Here is a 19,856-nt window from a genome sequence, read left to right on the forward strand (position 1 = left end):
CGCCGCCCCTCTGCAGGGTGCCCATAGCATGGGGAGCGCTGCGGTGCCCCTTTCCGCGGCGTTCGGGGGAAGCATCACGTGAAGCTCAGTGGGAAATGGATCGGCGCGGTGGTCGCGGTTGCGCTGGTCATGTCAACAGTGCAATTCGGCTCAGCGGCGACCGTATTGCCGACGGGTTCCGCGACGGCGGCAAACGGTGCGCAGTTCGATCCGGGCATGATCATCAGCGATCAGGTCTTCTACAGCAGCTCGACCATGACGGCTACGCAAGTGCAGAGCTTCCTGAACGCCCGTGTGCCGTCGTGTCGCAGCGGGTACATCTGTCTGAAGGACTACCGGCAGGCGACCACGAGCCAGCCAGCCCGAGCCGAGGGCTGCGCCGCCTACACCGGGAGATCGAGCGAGACCGGCGCGCAGATCATCTCGAACGTGGCCACGGCATGCGGCATCAATCCGCAATCGCTCATCGTGCTCGTCGAGAAGGAGCAAGGGCTCATCAGCGACGATTGGCCGACGTCTCGTCAGTATCGCTCCGCTACCGGCTACGGCTGCCCGGACACGGCGGACTGCGACGCCAACTACTACGGCTTCTTCAATCAGGTCTACCACGCCGCCTGGCAGTTCAAGAAGTACCGGGCAAACCCCACGATCCGTGCATATCAAGCCGGACGGTACAACACCATCCAGTGGCATCCCGACGCAGCGTGCGGGACATCCGAGGTGTACATCGCGAATCAGGCGACGGCAGGCCTCTACATCTACACGCCGTACCGGCCGAACGCTGCGGCACTCGCCAATCTCTACGGTGTGGGTGACGGCTGCTCGAGCTACGGCAACCGCAACTTCTGGCGCATCTTCACCGATTGGTTCGGCTCGACCGGCTCAGCGCCAGCCGTCGTGCCGATTACGAACTCCAGCCCGCAGGTGCATGCGATCGGAGCCGATGGCACGTACTGGGTCTATCCGGTCGGAGCGGGGGGCACATGGGGCACGCCAGTCAAGGCGGGCACCGGTTGGCAGTCCATGCGGCAGGTGTTCGGTGCCGGCGACATGGACGGCGACGGGAGTCGGGACGTCGTCGCGCTCGACCAGAGCGGTGCGCTCTGGATCTATCGGACGGATGGCTCGGGGCGCTTCCTCGGCTCGCAGGAACTCGCTCGGGGATTCGGCAACGCCACCCTCGCGCTGAGCGCGGGCGACTTCAACTCCGACGGAGCGCAGGACGTCTTCAGTAGGGACCAGGCGGGCGACCTGTTCCTCCATCCCGGCACCGGGAGCGGTGCGCTCGCTCCTGCGAAGAAGATCGGGAACGGATGGGGCGGCATGACGGCCGTCATCGGTGCCGTCGACTTCGACGGCGACGGCCGTGTCGACGTGATCGCGCGGGACACCGCTGGCAACCTCATCCTGTATCGCGGTGATGGTCGCGGCGGCTGGCGAGGATCGATGCGCATCGGTGTGGGCTGGGAAGGGATGAACGCCCTCGCGTCCACAGGGGACTTCGATGGCGATGGACGCGACGACGTCTTGGCACGCGATGCGTCAGGACGGCTATGGCTGTATCCGGGCAATGGGGCTGGCGGCTGGCTGAAGGCGAAGGTCGCCGGAACCGGCTGGGAAGGGATGACCGTGCTCGCCGGCCCCGGACGCAAGGCCGTCGCGGGGTACGCCCTGCGAGTGGGTGCGGGGGACCTCAACGGAGACGGCACGTCCGATGTGTTCGCTCGCGACGGGGCCGGAAGGCTCTGGGCCTACCCGTCGAACGGAACGGGCGGTTGGCAGCCCCGATTCGAGCTCGGCGGCGGATGGTCGGAGATGAAGACCGCATTCGGTGTCGGTGACTTCATTCGCGACGGGCGGCGGGAGATCTTCGCGATCGATGGATCCGGAGCGCTGCGCTCCTACGCGGCCGACGGTGACGGAGGGTTGCTGCCTCCGACGGTCGTCGGCAGCGGCTGGGATACGCTCGACCCCGTATTCGGAGCGGGCGACTTCGACGGGGACCGGATCCCTGACGTGATCGCCCGGGACGCGGCCGGTTCGTTGCTGCTGTATCCGGGCACGGGCAGCGGCCAATTCAAGCCGTCGTCGAACATCGGCTCGGGCTGGTCGACGATGCACCGCGTGTTCAGCCCGGGCGATTTCGATGGCGACGGCGCCAGCGATGTCTTGGGTGTGTCGGCGACCGGTGACCTGATCCTGTATCCAGGGAACGGGGATGGTCGGTTCGGAACAGCGCGAAGAGTCGGCGGCGGCTGGTTGGGGATGAACCACATCTTCGGACCGGGTGATTTCGATGGCGACGGCGCAGTCGACATCCTCGCACGCACCTCGGATGGAACGCTGATGCTGTACTCCGGAAACGGTCGCGGGGGGTGGCGCGGGTCCGCGGTGATCGGATCCGGCTGGGGCGATATGCAACTGATCGGCTGAGTGAGGTGCCGATGTCGGCCGTTCGGGACCGGCGTCGGGGTCAGTCGAGTGCGATGCCGGACGCGTGCAGCGCCGACCGCCAGTCCCGCATCGGCTCCATTCCGATTCGTCGCCAGGCGTCGTGGCCGAGGACGCTGTAGGCGGGTCGGACAGCGGGAAGCGGGAAGGCGGCGCTCGTTGTGGGCGTGATGCGCTCGGGGTCAAGGCCCGCCTCTGTGAGCACTGCTCGGGCGAAGTCGAACTTCGTGGTCTGACCGGAGTTTGTGCCGTGGTAGATGCCGCTCGGGCTTCCGGAATCGACGAGCGTGCGGATCTGCACGGCGAGATCGCCGGCCCATGTCGGCTGGCCGATCTGATCGTCGACCACCGACCAGGTCTCGCGCTCGCGGGCCAGGCGGAGCATCGTGGTCGCGAAGTTGGCACCGTGTCGGCCGTAGAGCCACGCGGTCCTCACGATCGATGCCCCGTCGGGAAGCTCCGCGAGGACGAGATCCTCACCCGCTGCCTTCGTCCGTCCGTAGGCGGACAGCGGGTTGTGTGCGGCCGACTCCGCGTAGGGCGTGGACGCCTTCCCATCGAAGACGAAATCCGTGGAGATGTGCACGATCTTGGCGCCCTCGAGCGCTGACGCACGTGCGATGTTGCCTGCGCCGACTGCATTCACCGCGTGGGCAGCGGCCTCGTGGGTCTCCGCCTCGTCGACTCGGGTGTACGCTGCGGCGTTGACGACCAGTTCGTGGCCGGCGACGGTCCTGCGAACGGCCTCGAAGTCAGTGATGTCGAGTGCCTGCCGGTCGAGGGGCGTGACGCCGCGGTCCATGAACACCTCGCGGAGTTCACGGCCGAGCATGCCGGATGCGCCCGTGATCAATACGCTCATCGGCGACCTAGGCGAGCGCGGCACGCGACTTGAGCGGTTCCCACCAGTCGCGGTTGGCACGGTACCACTCGACGACCTCGGCGAGTCCGGTCTCGAACGGCACGAGGGGCTCGTACCCGAGCTCCGTCTGGATCTTGGTGATGTCGACGGAGTAGCGAAGATCGTGCCCGAGGCGGTCCGCGACCCGGTCAACATACGACCAGTCGGTGCCCGTCGCGGTCAGCAGCATGTCGGTCAGCTCGCGGTTGGTCAGTTCCGTCCCGCCGCCGATGTTGTAGATCTCACCGGGTCGCCCGTTCACGAGCACCAGCGCGATGCCACGAGTGTGATCGTCCACGTGGAGCCAGTCGCGGATGTTGAGGCCCTCGCCGTAGAGGGGAACGTGCGCGCCGTCGATCAGGTTCGTCACGAACAGGGGGATGAGCTTCTCGGGGAAGTGGTACGGCCCGTAGTTGTTCGAGCACCGCGTGATCGACACGTTCAGCCCGTGAGTCCGGTGGTAGCTCCGCGCGAGCAGGTCGCTGCCCGCCTTCGATGCGGAGTACGGAGAGTTCGGAAGGAGCGGGCGCTCCTCGTCCCACGAGCCCTCATCGATCGAACCGTAGACCTCGTCGGTCGAGACGTGCACGAACCGGGGGAGCTCATGCCGCAGCGCCGCGTCGAGCAGTCGCTGCGTACCGACCACATTGGTCTCGACGAAGACGCCGGCATCGCGCACCGAGCGGTCGACGTGGCTCTCCGCGGCGAAGTGAACGACGGCATCCATGCCGGGCAAGAGCGAGTCGAGCAGCGACGCGTCGCGGATGTCGCCATGGACGAACCGGTATCGCGGCGACGCCGCTACCGGCTCGAGGTTCGCGAGGTTCCCGGAGTAGGTGAGTGCGTCCAGGACCGTGACCTCGGCGTCCTCAAGGCCCGGGTAGGCGTTCTCGAGCGTGCGCCGAACGAAGTTGCTGCCGATGAATCCGGCGCCTCCTGTGACGAGGATCTTCATGGGACTACTGGCCAATCTCTCCGGCGGACAACCCCGTCATTCTAGCCCGGACCGATTGCTAGACTCGTCTGGTGAAGATCCGAGAGACGGCGGTGCCGGATTCCTATGTGGTGACACCGCACGTCCACTCGGACGATCGGGGGCGGTTCGTCGAGTACTACCGGTTTGACGCGCTCGCCGATGCGGTGGGTCATCCGCTCGCCCTGCGCCAGGGCAACATCTCCGTCTCGAGGCGGGGGTCACTGCGCGGCATCCATTTCGCGGATCTCCCGCTCGGCCAGGCGAAGTACATCACCGTGCTGCGGGGGGCGGTGCTCGACCTCGTCTTCGACCTCCGGGTCGGTTCGCCGACGTTCGGCGTCGCAGACGTGATCAGTCTCGATGACGCGGACCACCGAGCGGTGTACATCGCCGAGGGACTCGGGCACGCGTTCCTCGCGCTCGAGGACGAGACGGTCGTGAGTTATCTCGTGAGCGACGTCTACCGACCCGAGGCCGAGCACGGCATCAGCCCGCTCGACCCGATGCTCGCGCTCGACCTTCCCCTGAGCGGGAACGAGCTGCTCATCTCGGAGAAGGATGCCGCGGCCCCGACACTCGAGCAGGCGCGCGCCGGCGGCATCCTTCCGACCTGGGAAGCCGCGCAGGCGCTGTACGCCGCGCTCGACAGCGAAACGAGGCAATGAGCAGTGCGCGGGATCATTCTGGCCGGTGGATCCGGCACGCGGCTCTGGCCGATCACCCGAGGCATCTCCAAGCAGTTGATGCCGATCTACGACAAGCCGATGATCTACTACCCGCTCTCGACGTTGATGATGGCGGGCATCCGCGAGATCCTCATCATCACGACTCCCGAGTACCACGCGCAGTTCAGGGCATTGCTCGGTGATGGATCCGCGCTCGGGATCGAACTGCAGTACGCGGTGCAACCCTCGCCCGATGGCCTGGCGCAGGCGTTCATCATCGGCGAGGAGTTCATCGGCGACGAGTCGGTCGCGCTCGTGCTCGGCGACAACATCTTCCACGGACGAGGCCTCGGGTCCGCGCTGCGCGAGCATCGGGACATCAGCGGTGGCCTGATCTTCGCCTATCACGTGTCGAATCCGCGTGCATACGGCGTCGTCGAGTTCGACGACCAGCAGGTCGCGGTGTCGATCGAAGAGAAGCCCGAACGGCCCAAGAGCAACTACGCCGTTCCGGGTCTGTACTTCTACGACAACTCCGTCATCGAAATCGCGAAGTCGATCACGCCGAGTGCGCGCGGGGAGCTGGAGATCTCCTCGGTCAACGAAGCGTACCTGGAGCAGGGGCGGCTGCATGTCGAGATCCTCGACCGTGGCACCGCCTGGCTCGACACCGGAACATTCGAGTCGATGATGCAGGCTGCTGATTACGTGCGCGTGATCGAAGACCGGCAGGGCTTCAAGATCGGATGCATCGAAGAGATCGCGTGGCGCGCGGGCTGGATCGACGATGCACGGCTTGGCGCGCTCGCGGTCCCGCTGCTCAAGAGCGGGTACGGAGCCTACCTCGAGCGACTGCTCGCGGACTGACGCCTATCGAGGCCGAGCTTTCTGTATTTCGGCTCGCATATCGTCGAGGGTTGCATGGATTCCCACGACAAGCGGTGTCGTCTCGCGCCGATCGAGGTCGGGCCAGACGACCGACCGGACGCGGAGATCGCGAGCCTGCAGGGCGGCGTTCGCAGAGGAGCCGAGCATGACGTGCGGGTGGCGCTTCGCGAGGATGCGGAAGTGGTCTAGCAGGTCGGCGATCGACACAGTCTGCCCCGAAGTGAGGTTCTTGACGACGACGGTTCCCGCTTCGGCCTGTTCGTCGAGCAGTCGCCCGACGGATGCGAGGAGGAGGTTCGCGCAGTCCGCCGTGAAGAGGTAATCGCGCAGCGTGTCCAACGACACGTAGATGGACGCAGGTTTCGGCGAGAGCTGTGCGAACGCGAGATGCGAGATCAAGCCCTGCATCTTGTCCAATCGCTGCCCCGGACCGTACAGATTGGTGATGCGGCCGATGATCGCGGGGGTGCCGGAGCGCGCGGCGAACTCGCGGACGCGGGCCTCGGCGTCGAGCTTGTGTCGACCGTAGGGCGCGATGGGCCGCGGCTCGGTCGTCTCGTCGAACGGAGGGTTGCTCGAGCCCGCGTATATGCCGCCCGCGGATGATGCGTAGAAGACGACGCCTCGAGTCCCCTCGCTGCGTAGCCGAACGGTGTGCTCGATCACGTCGAGTGCGGAGCCGAGCGTGGCGAGTTCGCCATCGAGCTCCTCCTGCGGGGTCGCCGTCACGGCGAGGCCCGCAGCCCAGATGATCGCCCAGCGCCCTCCGTTCCGGCTCGCCGCTCGCAGCAGTTGCTCGCACCCGGCCTTGACCGCACGACCGAGATCGTCGGGGTCGGACCAGGGGAGTGGAGCCACGGGCTCGACCACCCAGTCAGGTCGACGTGATGCCGCCGTGGCGATCGCAGACCCGAGGAGGCCGCGCGCGCCCACGATCCAGACGTGGGTCGTCATCCGCGATCAGGGCCTCGCCTGCCGAGCGGTCCGTCCGCAGGATCGCTCGTGATCAGGTATGGGGGCTTGCCCATCGCCATGTTCACGTTGACCCCGATGTACTCGGCGATGATGCCGAGCGAGAACAGGATGGCGCCGCTCGTCACGAGCACCAGCACAGCCAGCGACGACCATCCGGCGGTGTCGATGTTGCCCAGCAGACGCTGGATGAGGATGTAGATCGCCAGGGCCGCACCGCATGCTGCGACGATCACGCCGAGCACGCTCACGAAGCGCAGCCCACGGGTGCCGCTCGAGAGCACCATCCGCCAGAAGTGCGAGAAGAGTCGTCGGGTGGAGTATCCCGAGCTCCGGTCGCCCTCGTGCCGCAGCTCGATCGGCACGGTCACGACGCGATTGGCCACCCAGCCGAGTGCGACGTCGAGGTACACGCCTGAACCGGAGTACGCGGCGACGCTTCGCCCGATCGATCCGAGGATGAGCCGATAGCTCTGGTAGTCGGGAGCGTTGGAGCCGGCGAAGAACTTCGTGATCAGCCACTTCGCGCCACGCGACGTCGCGTTGCGGAACGCGCCGTGCGACGGCCGGTTGACCGGTTTCGCGTACACGACGCTCGCCTGCTCGCGAATGGCGGCGTCGAGCAATCCGGGGATCCAGACGGGGTCGTGCTGGCCGTCCTCGTCGAGCGTGACGATCCAGTCGCCGCCGGACGAGGCCATGCCCGCGAGGGTCGCCGCATGCTGTCCATAGTTCCTGCTCAGCCATACGCCGCGAACCTGCGGGTATCGCTCTTCGAGCTCGCGGATCACCACAGCGGACCGGTCGGGTCCGTGGTCGTAGACGAGCACGACCTCATCGATGATGTAGCTGTGGCCGGCTTCGGTGTGTCGCACCGACATGTGCGGCTCCAGCTCTTCGAGCAGAGCGGCGAGGGTCGCCTCGCCCTGGTAGACCGGGATGACGACGGACACTCGGTGACCGGCGATCCCTGATATCGAGCCGTCTGTCACGAATCGTGACTCTAGCACAGCGCGTTCGGCCGATTCGCGGGCCGATCCGGTCTCAGACGGCACTCGCGGCAGCCTTCGACATCCGGCGACCGAGCATCGCATATGCGGCGCGGCGGCCGTTGGCCATGAGGTGCGCCATTGCGTTTCCGCGTCTGACATCCGTCGCGGAGACGGCATCGGGGTGCTCGCGCCGCAGCCAGTCGTGGAAGTTCACCGCCTGCTCGGCCTGCTGCTGCACGAGCCGCACACTCCATTGGCTCGCAGAGACGCGGAAGCTGGCGAGGGCGCCGGGCACGGGAACGAAACCGCCCCGCAGGAGCACCTGGGCGTAGGTCGCCTCATCGATCAGGTACGGCCAGCGGGAGTCCCACCAGCCGACGGCCTCCAGTGCATCGCGGCGCATCAGGACGCAGCCGGGCTCTCCGAAGATGTTCGTGCCGGAACGCACCGTCGCTCGGATGGCGGCACGACCGGTCACGGGACGCGTCAGTCCGCCGAGCCCGCGGTTGCGGATCACCGGGCGACCATCCGCATCGACGATGTCTCGAGCGGACGCGGCCAGTACCGCGCCAGGGGAGGACTCGAGCGCCGCAAGCTGGCGTGCCACGGCATCGGGCGCGATGAGGTCGTCGCCGCAGACGAGCTTGAGGTATTCGCCGCGTGCCGCCTGGCTGACGCGGTTCCAATTCCGCAGCGCACCGCCGCCTGCTTCGGTGTCGAGCAGAGTGACGGCCGGATGATCGACGTACCGATCCATGACGGCTCGTGTGCCGTCGGTCGATGAATGGTCCGCGATGATCACTTCGAGTTCGGAGTGCGTCTGCGCCAGCACCGATTCGATGGTCTCTGCGAGGAAGTCCTCATTGTTGAATGCGGGGATGACGATGGATACGAGCGGCACGTGGCGGCCCCCTTCGAGTGACGTGGTGGCGGCCGCGTCGCGAGCGGTCAGGTCTGCTATCTCAGCGGGGGTTCGACGGAACGAGAAGCCACGGTGGCCGAAGAAGCTGATCAACGTCGTGACGACGACGATGAGGGCCTGAGCGGGTATGACAGGGAGCCCTCCGATCTCGACGAGGAGCGGAAGCAGTGCGGCGTTCACGCCGAGCGAAACCAGATACACCATCTCGAACCTGCCGAGATCGCGCCACACGTGTCCGCGCACCTTGAAGACGAAGAATCGGTACAGCACGAAGGCGCACAGCACGCTGAAGACATGAGCGAACGCGAGTGTGGCGAGATAGCCCCAGACGCGTCCTATGGTCACCTCGAAGCCGACGAAGAACGCGAAGCCTATGGCGGTGTTCGTCGCGCCGACCAGCAGGAACGCGATGCGCTGGTCGCGGATGAGCCGAAGCAGCGGGCCGGGCGCACCGACCATTCCCGCTGGTGGGGTCGGTATTCCGTCCGCGTTGTCGGAGACGTGGGCAGACATGATCCTGGTACCTCATTCGTGCGGTTCGCTCGTCGACAGAATATCGGTGAGTCCTGAGAGGGTGCTGACGTCGGAGCGGGGTGGGGGATAATCCTCGAGTGAAGTCGAAACTCGCATGGCCGGCCTTGGCCCTTGCTGCCATCCTCGTGGGAGCGATCATCCCTGTGCTGTTCCACCCGACGTTCTTCTTCGCCGACGATACCCAGGCCGGCGCATTCGGCCAATGGTACAAGATCGGCGACCGCATCCTTCAGGGCGACTGGTCGCTGTTGAACCCGACGGTGTGGCAGTCGAGCAACTATCTCGCTGAGGGCGCCTGGGGCATCTTCAGCCCTGTGCTCTGGATCGTCGGTCTCGCGTCGCACGTGTTCCCGAGTGCCCTTGTGTTCAGCACGGTCGTGAAGATCTCGTGCCTGCTGCTCGGCGGGTTCGGGCTGTACCTCTTGGCGCGTGACTTCGGGGTCGATCGAGCTTGGTCGGCGACGATCGCGGCCGCTGCGCCGTTGGCGGGCTTCACCATGTACATGGACGCTGCGTCTTGGGTCAACGGCCTCATGGCATGGGCCTTCTTCCCGCTCGCATGGGTTCTCACGCGGCGAGCCGCTTTCGGTGCGAGATCGATCGTGCCGGCGGCCGCGGCTTCGATCGCACTCGTCGGCATCGGCTACGCCCATGGCACGCTCTTCCTCGGGTTGATGTTCGTCGCGACGATCATCGAGGCGCTCGTGGCCAGGCAGCGCTTCTCGGCGATCCGGGCGTTCGTGGTGGCGGCCGTGGCCGGGTTGTTCGCGATCGTGGTCCACCTTCCCGCTCTGCTCAGTTCCGGTGTGAGCGGGCGTGCTTCGGGGGTGTTCAACACCGGGCTGCTGACCGTTGATCTGACCCATCTTGCGTCGTCGTCGAGTGCTGTGGGCATGCCGACGATGCGCTACTTCTTCGAGGGCGGACCGGCGGCGCCGATCTTCTACATGGCGTGGTTCATACCGGTGCTCGCGTTCGTCGACTGGAAGCGCTTGACGGCAAAGCTTCGTGAAGACGTCAGTCTCGTGCTCATGTTCGGGCTCTCCCTGATCGCCGTGCTTCTACCGAGCGATATCGGCCCGCTGAGATTCCCGGTGAGACTCATGCCGTATTTGACGATGACCGTGCTGCTCATCGTCGCGATCGGAATGTCACGGTGCCGAGCGGAGTTCGTGACCAGGCGACGCTTCGTCGCGGCTGCCGGCTGGTACACGGCCAGTGTCTGGCTCGCCTTCACCCAGTCGCCCCGGTACTGGCACGTGCAACTCGCAACCCTCTTGGTCGGGGTCATCGCCCTCTGGATCGGCTACCGGATCTTCTCCACCCGGGGATTGCCGAGGTATGGAGGAGAGCACGGCGGGGCCCTCGCAGGGCGCGGCACGACGGTCGCGGCGATCGGCATCGTCGTCGTCCTCGTCGGTCTGCTCATTCCTCAGCACTTCGCACACCGGCAGGCGCCGCTGCGCGACTACGGCATACCCACGACCGTCGCGGAAATGCAGGTGCCATTGCAAGGCGCCGGACCGGGGGACGTCATCGTCGCGGGTGGACCGGAGGTGGACGAGGAATCGACATTCCCCTGGGACGAGTCGCTGGTGTCGAACCTGTGGTATGTGAACGGCAGACCCGTGCAGAACGCGTACACCTCCGTGTACTACCCGAGCTACTCGGAGGCGACGTGCATGGCCTACAACGGTATCGCCTGCCCCGAGCTCTACGAGAAGCTGTTCGAGCGGCAGGATGAGACCGGCGAGATGCTCGTCGACCTCCTCGGCGTCAGCTCGGTGCAGGTCATCAAGATCGGCGTCGAGCCGAGCCTCTGGGAGGAGGTGCCCGACGGGTGGCATGTCACCGAGGACACGGCCGAGACGCGGCTGATCGTTCGCGACGAACCGGTTCCCGGCGCGGGAGGCGTCGTCTGGGAGGACGCGGGCACGAAGGTCACGGTCGACCATCAGGATGCGATGGGCGTCACGTTCACCGTGGACGAGGTCGGCGCGGATGGCGGTCGCGTCGCGCTCAGCCGCATCGGATGGCCCGGATATCGGGTCGACGGCGGTTCCGTGGCGTCGGAACCCGTCGAGGGATTCCTCATGGCGGTCGATCTCCCCGCCGACAGCGTCGGTAAGCAGGTCACCGTCTCGTACTGGGCGCCGGGATGGGGACTGCAGGCTCTCTCCGGAGGGCTCATAGTGCTGATCCTGATCGGCTGGGGCGCTCTGCGGCTCCGAGGCCGAAGGCGTGCGGGGCAGACGCCGCGGAATGGGCTCGACAGGGTCGCCGCGGGCGCCGTCCAGAAGGAGCCGCGCGTCTCCCTCGGCTGAGGTTGCCGACGCGGGTGGCTAATATGGACAGTCGGGCTCGCCCGACTTAGCGGAAACGGAAGGCACAGTGTGAATGCAGATCTCGTCGTCGTCGGATCGGGCTTCTTCGGGCTGACGGTCGCTGAGCGATGTGCGACCGAACTCGGTCTCCGCGTCGTGGTCATCGATCGTCGGGATCACATCGGCGGCAACGCGTACAGCGAGATCGATGCCGAGACGGGCATCGAGGTGCACCGGTACGGAGCGCACCTGTTCCACACCTCCAACCCCGCAGTCTGGGAGTACGTCAACCGATTCACGACGTTCACCCCGTACCAGCACAAGGTGTACACGACGCATCGCGGCGAGGTATTCCCGATGCCGGTCAACCTCGGCACGATCAACCAGTTCTTCCGCGGCGCCTATCGGCCCGACGAGGCGCGGGCGCTGATCCATTCGCAGGCCGCCGAACTCGACACCAAAGACGCGCGCAACTTCGAGGAGAAGGCCGTGTCGCTCATCGGCCGGCCGCTCTACGAGGCCTTCTTCCGCGACTACACGGCGAAGCAGTGGCAGACCGACCCGACCGAGCTCCCCGCCGAGATCGTGAGCCGGCTTCCGGTGCGGTACACCTACGACAACCGCTACTTCAACGACACGTTCGAAGGGCTCCCGACCGACGGATACACGGCGTGGATCGAGCGGATGGCCGACCACCCGAACATCGAGGTGCGTCTCTCGACCGACTTCTTCGACGACGGTCAGGAGATCTCGAAGGCGCGCGTCATCGGTCGGACGCCCGTCGTCTACACGGGTCCGATCGATCGGTACTTCGACTACTCGCAGGGAGCACTGACGTGGAGAACCCTCGACTTCGAACGGGAGATCCTCCCGATCGGAGATTTCCAGGGCACTCCCGTCATGAACTACGCCGATCTCGAGGTGCCGTACACCCGTATCCACGAATTCCGGCACTTCCACCCCGAGCGCGAATACCGCACCGACAAGACGATCATCATGCGCGAGTTCTCGCGCTTCGCGGAGCGATCCGACGAACCGTACTATCCGGTCAACACCGCCGACGATCGAGCGGGCCTGCTGGCGTACCGCGAACTCGGCAAAGCCGAACCGGACGTCTACTTCGGTGGGCGCCTCGGCACATACCAGTACCTCGACATGCACATGGCCATCGGTTCGGCGCTGTCGATGTACGAGAACAAGCTGAAGCCGGCGTTCGCATGACGAAGGCGACGCCGACCGTCCTGCAGCGGGTGGTGTTCCCCGAGCACGGCGACCCGAAAGCGCTCTCGCTCTATCTCGACCCCGAGGCCTGGTCGAACGTTCCGAGTGGTGTCTCGGAGGACGCCCGAACCGCGAAGGCCAGAGGCTTCCTCGAAGAGGGGCACACGAGTGTGCCCCTGCGACTCACGAGTCGTGACGGCAGCGGTTGGCTCACAGGGCGACGAAGCGTGCGGGTCCCCTCGTTCAAGCGTGTGTCGTTGGGTTCCTACTTCAACGCGTTCCCGGCGAGCTACTGGAACGCCTGGACGACGCTGAGCGGCGTCGAACTGCGGGTCCGCACCTCAGGGGCGGGCCAGGTGCTCGTCTATCGTTCGAACGCGCGCGGCGTCATTCAGAAGGTCGCGGGGCGGACCGTCATCGGTACCGCGGAATCCGTGTTCGAGATCCCGTTCGCGTCGTTCCTCGACGGAGGCTGGCTGTGGTTCGACCTGCACGCCGAGGAAGCCGCGCTCGAACTCGTCCAAGCGGACTGGTGTGCGCCGGCAGGTGACCGTCCGGTCGTCGAATCCGGAACGGCGACCATCTCGATCACGACGCTCAACCGGGGTGCCTACTGCACGGCGCTTCTCGCCGAACTGGGCTCGGACGACGCCGTCATGGGCTCCGTGGATCGTGTTCTCGTCGTCGATCAGGGCAGCGAGCGGATCCTCGAGAACGAAGGATATCCGGCGGCCCAGCAGGCGCTCGGCGACAAGCTGCAGGTCATCGAGCAGGCCAACCTCGGCGGCTCGGGCGGCTTCGCCCGCGGCATGCTCGAGACGATGACCGGTGGTGTCTCGGATTACGTGATGTTGCTCGACGACGATGTCGAGATCGAGCCGGAGACGGTTCGCCGTGCCATCATGTTCGCCAATCACTGCCGCACGCCCACGATCGTCGGTGGGCACATGTTCGACATGTACGACAAGTCGAAGCTGCACGCGTACGCGGAGGGCATCCGCTGGAAGTCCTTCATCTGGGGTCCGTTCACACCGGATCGGCACGACTTCGCCGAGTCCAACCTGCGTCAGACGGAGTGGATGCATCGCCGCTTCGACGTCGACTACAACGGCTGGTGGATGTCGCTGATCCCGATCGCGGTCGTTCGCGATATCGGGCTCTCGCTGCCCGTGTTCATCAAGTGGGACGACGCCGAGTACTCCGTTCGCGCGCGTGCCGCCGGCTTCCCGACGGTGAGCCTGCCCGGCGCTGCGGTCTGGCACGTGTCGTGGGTCGACAAGGACGACACGCATGACTGGCAGGGGTTCTTCCACGCTCGGAATCGGCTCGTCGCGGCACTGCTCCATTCGCCGTTCTCACGTGGTGGCGGACTTCCACGCGCATACCTCGCCCAAGACCTCAAGAACCTGCTGACCACGAACTACTACACGGTCGCGATGAAGCACGCGGCGATTCGAAGCGTGCTCGATGGTCCCGACCACCTCCACCGGGACATGGTCGACCGACTCGCCCGCGTTCGGGCACTCGGGTCGGAGTTCCGTGAGGCGCGACTGATTCGGGATGTCGCGGAGATCCCGCATTTCCCCGCTCGCGAGGTGCCCTCGATCAAGGAGGGCACGATCGATGCGGGCCCGACCGGTGTCTCGTTCGGTCTCTGGATCCTCAAGCAGCTCGTTCGGCACGCGTGGAAGAAGCCGCATCCCGGTGCCGCCATCCGCGCCGACGCGCATCTGCCGTACCAGGACGCCCGTTGGTTCGTCGTACCTGAGTACGACAGCGTCCTCGTCACCAACGCGGAGGGCTCAGGTGTCAGTTGGCATGTGCGCGATCCCCGGACCTTCCGGCGTCTGCTGCGAACGAGCATCCGATTGAACCGCGAGTACTCCCGGCGCTGGCCGGAGCTGTCTCGTCGCTACCGGGAGTCGCTCTTGGAGATCACCTCCGCCGAGCGCTGGGCGCAGACCTTCGAGGAGTTCGGGGGACGGTGACCTGCCCGGTCACTTCGATCGGAACGAGTCCGCGTGGTCGAGGTACCACGCGTAGGTCGCTCGGATCCCGTCGTCGAGCGAGGTCGCGGCGGACCATCCGAGCTCGTTGATTCGGGACACGTCGAGGAGCTTTCGCGGCGTGCCGTCGGGCTTCGTCGGGTCTTGCGTGATCAGCCCGGTGTAGCCGACGATGTCGGCGACCTTGCGCGCGAGTTCGCCGATCGAGATGTCGGCGCCCACCCCGACGTTGATGGTGTCGGGCGAGTCGTAGTGCTCCAGGAGGAACAACGATGCATTCGCGAGATCTTCGACGTACAGGAACTCGCGCAGCGGAGTGCCGGTGCCCCAGATGACGACTTCTGGCGACGAGGCGAGCTTCGCCTCGTGGAATCGACGGATGAGCGCAGGGAGGACGTGGGAGTGCTCCGGGTGGAAGTTGTCGCCCGGGCCGTAGAGGTTCGTCGGCATCGCGGAGATCCAACGGCGGTCGTGCTGTCGCCGGACCGCTTGCACCTGCATGATCCCGGCGATCTTCGCGATCGCATAGGCATCGTTGGTCGGTTCGAGTGCACCGGTGAGCAGCGAATCCTCACGGATGGGCTGGGCTGCGAACTTGGGATAGATGCATGACGAGCCGAGGAAGAGCAGACGATCGACGTCGATCGAATTGGCGGCATCCATCAGATTCACCTGGATCTGCAGATTGTCGCTGAGGAAGTCCGCCGGATAGGTGTTGTTGGCCATGATTCCCCCCACGCGCGCCGCGGCGTCGATCACGACGTCGGGCCGCTCCGCCGCGAAGAAGTCGAACACGGCGCCTCGATCGCGCAGATCGAGTTGCGCAGACGTGCGGCCGATGAGCGAGGTGAATCCCTCGTGCTCGAGCCGGCGCCAGATCGCGCCGCCGACCAGACCTCGATGGCCGGCGATGTAGATCTTGCTGGAGCGGTCGAGAGGGCGCGGGGCGGCCTCGGTCGGCGTCTGCATCGGGCGGCACTCCTCGTGCTGGTCTGACTTCGGGGTTGCATTCAGGATAGCCCGGCACGATGCGGTGCGACCTTCCGCGGACACGTAGACTCTCCGGGATGTCTTCTTCCGAAATCCTCGTGGTGCTGCCGACGCTCGGCGATCGTCTCGACACGCTGGCCGAGACGTTGGCCTCCGTCGACGCGCAGCGCGCCGAAGTCGAACTGACGCTGGTCGTGATCCTTCCCCCTTCGGCCGAGGAGGCCCGTGCGCTCGCTCGCGATGCCGGAGCCGTGATCGTCGACGATCTGCGCGAGGGCATCTCCGCGGCGATCAACCGCGGCATCGCTGCGCGCACGACCGAGCGGTACTACGCCTGGATCGGAGACGACGACCTCTTTCGCCCGCACGGCCTCCGCACACTGCGGGACCTGCTCGATTCGCAGGCCGACGCGGTGCTCGCATTCGGCGGATGCGACTACATCGATCCCGACGGACGAACGCTCGCGGTGAGCAATGCCGGCCGACTCGCGCCCTTCCTCCTGCCGTGGGGACCCGACCTCATCCCGCACCCCGGCACGATGGTGCGGCTCGATGCGCTCGAGGCGATCGGCGGATTCGATGTCGAGCTGAAGTACGCGATGGACCTTGATGCGTTCCTCAAGCTCCGCTCGCACGGTTCGTTCGTCTGGACGAGGCAGTCCGTCTCGGCGTTCCGCTGGCACCCCGATTCGCTGACCGTGGCGAACAGGCGCAAGTCCTCGCTCGAGTCCGAGTCGGTGAAACGTCGCCATCTTCCATCGGTGCTCCGACCGATCAGCCCGGTCTGGGTCTACCCGGTTCGTTGGGCTTCGGCGGTCGCTGCGAGGGGCGTGAGCGCGCGGGCGCGCTGAAACGTCACGATGCACGCGAGCAGTTGAAGGAGAAGGATGAGCGACGAGAAGAACCGACCACGGCGGTCGTTCCGCCTCCTGTACCTCGCACCCGTGCTCGCACTGGTGGCGCTGCTCGCTTGGGCGGTGGCCTCTCCGGTCGGCGCGAGCCCCGACGACGACTTCCATCTCGCGAGCATCTGGTGCGGGGCGGGCGAGCGGGAGGGACTCTGCGAGGCGACCTCGGATTCGGCGACGCGGAAGGTGCCCACCGAGGTCTTCGCGGCTTCCGACTGCTTCCGGCACGAACCAGACGTGAGCGGCGCCTGCACCCGCGACCTCGACGGACACTCGCCCGACGACATGCTGGAGACCGATCGCGGCAACTTCCGCGGCAACTATCCGCCGGTCTACTACGCAGTCATGAGCGTCTTCGCGAGTGACAACGTGCAGGCATCCGTCATCGCGATCCGCGCCTTTAATGCACTGCTGTTCGTCGGGATCGTCTCCCTGCTCTACGTGCTGCTCCCGATCCGCAGGAGGCCGACCCTGCTCTGGGCAGCGATCGTGACCGCGATCCCGTTGAGCGTGTTTCTCATCGCCTCGACGAACCCGAGTGGGTGGGCCATCCTCAGCGGCGGAACGCTCTGGCTCGCATTGCTCGGGTACTTCGAGACGTCGGGGCGACGCCGCATCGCGCTCGGGGTGCTGTACGGATTGCTCACGCTGATGGCGGCCGGTGCGCGTGGAGACGCCGCGATCTACTCGGTGTTCGCCAGCGGCGCCGTGATCCTGCTGACCATGCGGAAGGAACGCGGGTACTGGCTCCAGGCCATCCTCCCGATCGCGATGATCGCGATCGCCGTCGTCTTCTACTTCTCCTCTGCGCAGTCGACCGTCTCGACGACCGGACTCGGAGACGGGAGCGCGCCGCCGGTGGACCAGCCGTCGCCGGCGTCCATCCTCTTCAACAACCTCTTGAACGTGCCGTCGCTGTGGCAGGGCGTGTTCGGCTCGTGGTCGCTCGGCTGGTTCGACACCCCGATGCCCTACGTCGTCTCGTTCGGTTCGTTCGTCGTCGCGGCGGGAGTGGTGTTCGCGGGCCTGCGTTCCCAGTCGTGGCGCAAGACGCTCGTGCTCCTGGGGCTCGGGCTCGTGCTCGTCGCACTGCCGGTCTACATCCTGCAGCAGAGCCTCGACCCGGTCGGGGTCAACGTCCAGCCCCGGTATCTCCTGCCGCTGATCATCGTCTTCGTGGGTGTGGCCATCCTCCAGGTCGACCGACACGAGCTGCGATTCGGCCCAGTGCAGCTCGGGGTCGTCCTGCTCGCGCTGTCCATCGCATTCGCGGTCGCACTGCACGTCAATCTCCGCCGTTACACGGTCGGGCTCGGCAACGGCGGCGGTTGGAATCTCAACGACGGTCCCGAGTGGTGGTGGGACATGATGCCCGGTCCGATGGTCGTCTGGTTCATCGGCTCCGTCGCGTTCGCGGGCCTGCTGGTCATCCTCCTCCGCGAACTCGGCCGCCCCACGCGATCCGCGGCCGAACCGGCGCCGGTGGCCTGATGGCCGGTCGGCTCGGCGCGGTCATGCGGTTCGGCGGCGGATACGGGCTGTCCGTCGTCATCAGCGGAGTGCTGAGCGTCGCGGTCATCCCGATCGTGATCCTCGTCGCGGGCGAGACGGCCTGGGCGACGATCGCCGTCGCCCAGGCGGTCGGGGGGTTCGGATACGTGCTCGTGGCCGCCGGATGGGGCATCGTCGGCCCGAGTGAGATCGCCGCACTCGACGACTCCGCCCGGGGCCAGTACTATCGCGACTCGTTCGCGACGCGCATGTGGCTCTTCGGCCTGGCGCTCGTGCCGGTTGCGGTGATCGCCATCGTGCTCGCGAGAGCCGACCCCGCGCTCGCGGGGATCACCGTCGCAGGCGGCCTGTTCGCGGCCCTGTCGGCCGGTTGGTTCTTCGTCGGCGAGCGGAGCCCGATCCGCTACCTGCTCCTCGACACGCTGCCACGGAACCTCGCGACGGTCGTCGGTGCGGGTGCGCTGCTCGTGACGGGCAATGCGCTGTGGTTCGTGGTCGCGCAGCTGGCCGGCGGAGTGGTGTCGACCTGGCTCGCCACCAGAGACATCCTCGCCCGGTATGCCGACGGAGCGTGGCGGTGGGGCGTCCTCGAGGCCTTCGGGCGATTGCGGACCCAATCGTCGGCGATCTCGATGGCCGCGACGTCCGCGGTCTACGTGAACCTTCCCGTGCTCATCGTGCAGATCTTCATTCCTGCGTCGACGGCGATGTACGCGCTGGCGGAACGGATACTGCGGCTGTCGGTGTTCGCCACGCGGCCGTTCGTCCAGGTCTCCCAGGGATACGTCCCGCACTCGGACCTGCGGGAGCAGGCCACCCGCGCGATCCGCGTGACGCGACTGGCGCTCGTCTTGAGCGCCGCGGGCGGACTCGCCTACGCGCTCTTCGGGCCCGCCGTCTCCCGGATCCTGTCGGGCGGAACGCTCGAGATGCCCTTCGACCTCGCGCTCCCGATGGGAGTCGCGCTTGCGGCGATGCTGAGCTCCCAGATCACGGGCTTCGCGTGTCTGACCGCCTTCGGCCTGACGCGAGTGCTCGCCAAGAGCACGCTCGCCGGAGCGATCACCGGGGCGTGCCTGCTGGTTCCGGCCGCGATCGTCTACGGCGTCGTCGGCCTGGCCTGGGCGCTCGCGCTCTCGGAACTCGTCGTCCTCGTCGTGCAGCTCGGGGCGTTGCGACCCCACTTGAAGCGGGCTCGGAACGGCGCCGACGGCTAGCCGTCGACTGTGCTGTCGCGGGCTTCGGAGTCGTGCTCGAGGCGCTGGACGCGGAGGTCGAGGAGCACGACCTGCTCCGCGAGCGATCGATTCTCGCTCTCGAGCTCCGTCAGCTCTGCGCTGTGCTGGAGGCAGACGAAGAACAGCAGCACCAGGCTGACGAAGAACACGAGGTTCGTCGGCACCTCGATGCCGATGAGGTCGGAGGCCCACCGCAGCGTCTGCGGGAAGATCCCGATGACGAGGGCGAGGATTCCGGCCAGCAACCACCAGGCCGCGTGGCGTTCCCGGAGTCGACGCCGGCGAAGCATCTCGATGACGACGGCGAGGACGAACACCGCCGCGACGATGCCGAAGATGTATTGAGTGACCGGCAT

16 protein-coding genes are annotated in these 19,856 nt (G+C 66.4%); 9 read left to right on the plus strand and 7 right to left on the minus strand.

Annotated elements, in window-relative coordinates; all coding sequences use genetic code 11:
• Positions 1-78: 78 nt before the first annotated feature.
• Complete coding sequence (locus ACWGST_RS03650; protein ID WP_452045284.1) at positions 79-2,433, plus strand: FG-GAP-like repeat-containing protein; 2,355 nt, start codon at positions 79-81, stop codon at positions 2,431-2,433.
• A 40-nt stretch (positions 2,434-2,473) separates the two neighbouring features.
• On the opposite strand, the gene rfbD is transcribed toward ACWGST_RS03650, so the two are convergent.
• Both rfbD and rfbB read right to left on the minus strand, forming a co-directional pair.
• On the minus strand, positions 2,474-3,313 hold the full coding sequence (gene rfbD / locus ACWGST_RS03655; RefSeq protein ID WP_452045285.1) for a dTDP-4-dehydrorhamnose reductase: 840 nt from the start codon (positions 3,311-3,313) through the stop codon (positions 2,474-2,476).
• Between the two features lie 7 nt (positions 3,314-3,320).
• Positions 3,321-4,307 (minus strand): dTDP-glucose 4,6-dehydratase, encoded by a 987-nt coding sequence (gene rfbB / locus ACWGST_RS03660; RefSeq protein WP_452045286.1) that lies wholly within the window; start codon positions 4,305-4,307, stop codon positions 3,321-3,323.
• Positions 4,308-4,378: 71 nt separating this feature from the next.
• On the opposite strand from rfbB, the gene ACWGST_RS03665 reads away from it, so the two are divergent.
• Positions 4,379-4,993 carry a dTDP-4-dehydrorhamnose 3,5-epimerase family protein gene (locus ACWGST_RS03665; protein WP_452045287.1) on the plus strand — a complete coding sequence of 205 codons (615 nt, stop codon included), beginning with the start codon at positions 4,379-4,381 and terminating at the stop codon, positions 4,991-4,993.
• A 3-nt stretch (positions 4,994-4,996) separates the two neighbouring features.
• Positions 4,997-5,860, plus strand: a complete 864-nt coding sequence (gene rfbA, locus ACWGST_RS03670) for a glucose-1-phosphate thymidylyltransferase RfbA (protein ID WP_452045288.1) — start codon at positions 4,997-4,999, stop codon at positions 5,858-5,860.
• Between the two features lie 3 nt (positions 5,861-5,863).
• Here rfbA and ACWGST_RS03675 read toward each other — a convergent pair whose 3' ends face one another.
• The 3 genes from ACWGST_RS03675 to ACWGST_RS03685 all read right to left on the minus strand — a co-directional run bounded on the left by ACWGST_RS03675 (position 5,864) and on the right by ACWGST_RS03685 (position 9,280).
• Entirely contained in the window at positions 5,864-6,835 is a 972-nt protein-coding gene (locus tag ACWGST_RS03675; RefSeq protein ID WP_452045289.1) for an NAD-dependent epimerase/dehydratase family protein, read from the minus strand.
• Positions 6,832-7,806 carry a glycosyltransferase gene (locus ACWGST_RS03680; RefSeq protein ID WP_452045290.1) on the minus strand — a complete coding sequence of 325 codons (975 nt, stop codon included), beginning with the start codon at positions 7,804-7,806 and terminating at the stop codon, positions 6,832-6,834. The genes ACWGST_RS03675 and ACWGST_RS03680 overlap by 4 nt, the downstream gene beginning before the upstream one ends.
• Positions 7,807-7,897: 91 nt before the next feature.
• A complete protein-coding gene (locus ACWGST_RS03685) occupies positions 7,898-9,280 on the minus strand; it encodes a glycosyltransferase (protein WP_452045291.1) in 1,383 nt (460 codons plus the stop codon).
• A gap of 98 nt (positions 9,281-9,378) precedes the next feature.
• On the opposite strand from ACWGST_RS03685, the gene ACWGST_RS03690 reads away from it, so the two are divergent.
• From ACWGST_RS03690 to ACWGST_RS03700, 3 genes are all read left to right on the plus strand, one after another.
• On the plus strand, positions 9,379-11,625 hold the full coding sequence (locus tag ACWGST_RS03690; protein WP_452045292.1) for a hypothetical protein: 2,247 nt from the start codon (positions 9,379-9,381) through the stop codon (positions 11,623-11,625).
• A gap of 69 nt (positions 11,626-11,694) precedes the next feature.
• Complete coding sequence (gene glf / locus ACWGST_RS03695; RefSeq protein ID WP_452045293.1) at positions 11,695-12,846, plus strand: UDP-galactopyranose mutase; 1,152 nt, start codon at positions 11,695-11,697, stop codon at positions 12,844-12,846.
• A complete protein-coding gene (locus ACWGST_RS03700) occupies positions 12,843-14,834 on the plus strand; it encodes a glycosyltransferase (RefSeq protein ID WP_452045294.1) in 1,992 nt (663 codons plus the stop codon). The genes glf and ACWGST_RS03700 overlap by 4 nt, the downstream gene beginning before the upstream one ends.
• Before the next feature lie 9 nt (positions 14,835-14,843).
• Here the strand turns inward: ACWGST_RS03700 and ACWGST_RS03705 are convergent, their stop codons facing one another.
• Positions 14,844-15,821, minus strand: coding sequence for a GDP-L-fucose synthase family protein (locus ACWGST_RS03705; protein ID WP_452045295.1), 978 nt, complete (start codon positions 15,819-15,821; stop codon positions 14,844-14,846).
• Positions 15,822-15,919: 98 nt separating this feature from the next.
• Between ACWGST_RS03705 and ACWGST_RS03710 the strand changes: the two genes are divergently transcribed.
• Genes ACWGST_RS03710 through ACWGST_RS03720 form a run of 3 tightly spaced genes read left to right on the plus strand, consistent with a single transcriptional unit; the run spans position 15,920 to position 19,479 of the window.
• Entirely contained in the window at positions 15,920-16,693 is a 774-nt protein-coding gene (locus ACWGST_RS03710; RefSeq protein WP_452045296.1) for a glycosyltransferase, read from the plus strand.
• 36 nt (positions 16,694-16,729) lie between these two features.
• Positions 16,730-18,241, plus strand: a complete 1,512-nt coding sequence (locus ACWGST_RS03715) for a DUF2142 domain-containing protein (RefSeq protein WP_452045297.1) — start codon at positions 16,730-16,732, stop codon at positions 18,239-18,241.
• Complete coding sequence (locus ACWGST_RS03720; protein ID WP_452045298.1) at positions 18,241-19,479, plus strand: lipopolysaccharide biosynthesis protein; 1,239 nt, start codon at positions 18,241-18,243, stop codon at positions 19,477-19,479. Before ACWGST_RS03715 ends, ACWGST_RS03720 begins: the two co-directional genes overlap by 1 nt.
• Here the strand turns inward: ACWGST_RS03720 and ACWGST_RS03725 are convergent.
• Positions 19,476-19,856, minus strand: coding sequence for a DUF2304 family protein (locus ACWGST_RS03725; RefSeq protein ID WP_452045299.1), 381 nt, complete (start codon positions 19,854-19,856; stop codon positions 19,476-19,478). The genes ACWGST_RS03720 and ACWGST_RS03725 overlap by 4 nt on opposite strands.

The sequence above is a fragment of the Agromyces sp. NPDC055520 genome (assembly GCF_053619715.1).

What these genes read in the sequence shown, in the direction of transcription:
- rfbB (WP_452045286.1), bottom strand. Translation starts at nt 4,307, where the DNA reads ATGAAGATCCTCGTCACAGGAGGCGCCGGATTCATCGGCAGCAACTTC.
- ACWGST_RS03675 (WP_452045289.1), bottom strand. Translation starts at nt 6,835, where the DNA reads ATGACGACCCACGTCTGGATCGTGGGCGCGCGCGGCCTCCTCGGGTCT.
- ACWGST_RS03705 (WP_452045295.1), bottom strand. Translation starts at nt 15,821, where the DNA reads ATGCAGACGCCGACCGAGGCCGCCCCGCGCCCTCTCGACCGCTCCAGC.
- ACWGST_RS03710 (WP_452045296.1), top strand. Translation starts at nt 15,920, where the DNA reads ATGTCTTCTTCCGAAATCCTCGTGGTGCTGCCGACGCTCGGCGATCGT.
- ACWGST_RS03685 (WP_452045291.1), bottom strand. Translation starts at nt 9,280, where the DNA reads ATGTCTGCCCACGTCTCCGACAACGCGGACGGAATACCGACCCCACCA.
- rfbD (WP_452045285.1), bottom strand. Translation starts at nt 3,313, where the DNA reads ATGAGCGTATTGATCACGGGCGCATCCGGCATGCTCGGCCGTGAACTC.
- ACWGST_RS03720 (WP_452045298.1), top strand. Translation starts at nt 18,241, where the DNA reads ATGGCCGGTCGGCTCGGCGCGGTCATGCGGTTCGGCGGCGGATACGGG.
- ACWGST_RS03700 (WP_452045294.1), top strand. Translation starts at nt 12,843, where the DNA reads ATGACGAAGGCGACGCCGACCGTCCTGCAGCGGGTGGTGTTCCCCGAG.
- ACWGST_RS03715 (WP_452045297.1), top strand. Translation starts at nt 16,730, where the DNA reads ATGAGCGACGAGAAGAACCGACCACGGCGGTCGTTCCGCCTCCTGTAC.
- ACWGST_RS03725 (WP_452045299.1), bottom strand. Translation starts at nt 19,856, where the DNA reads ATGCCGGTCACTCAATACATCTTCGGCATCGTCGCGGCGGTGTTCGTC.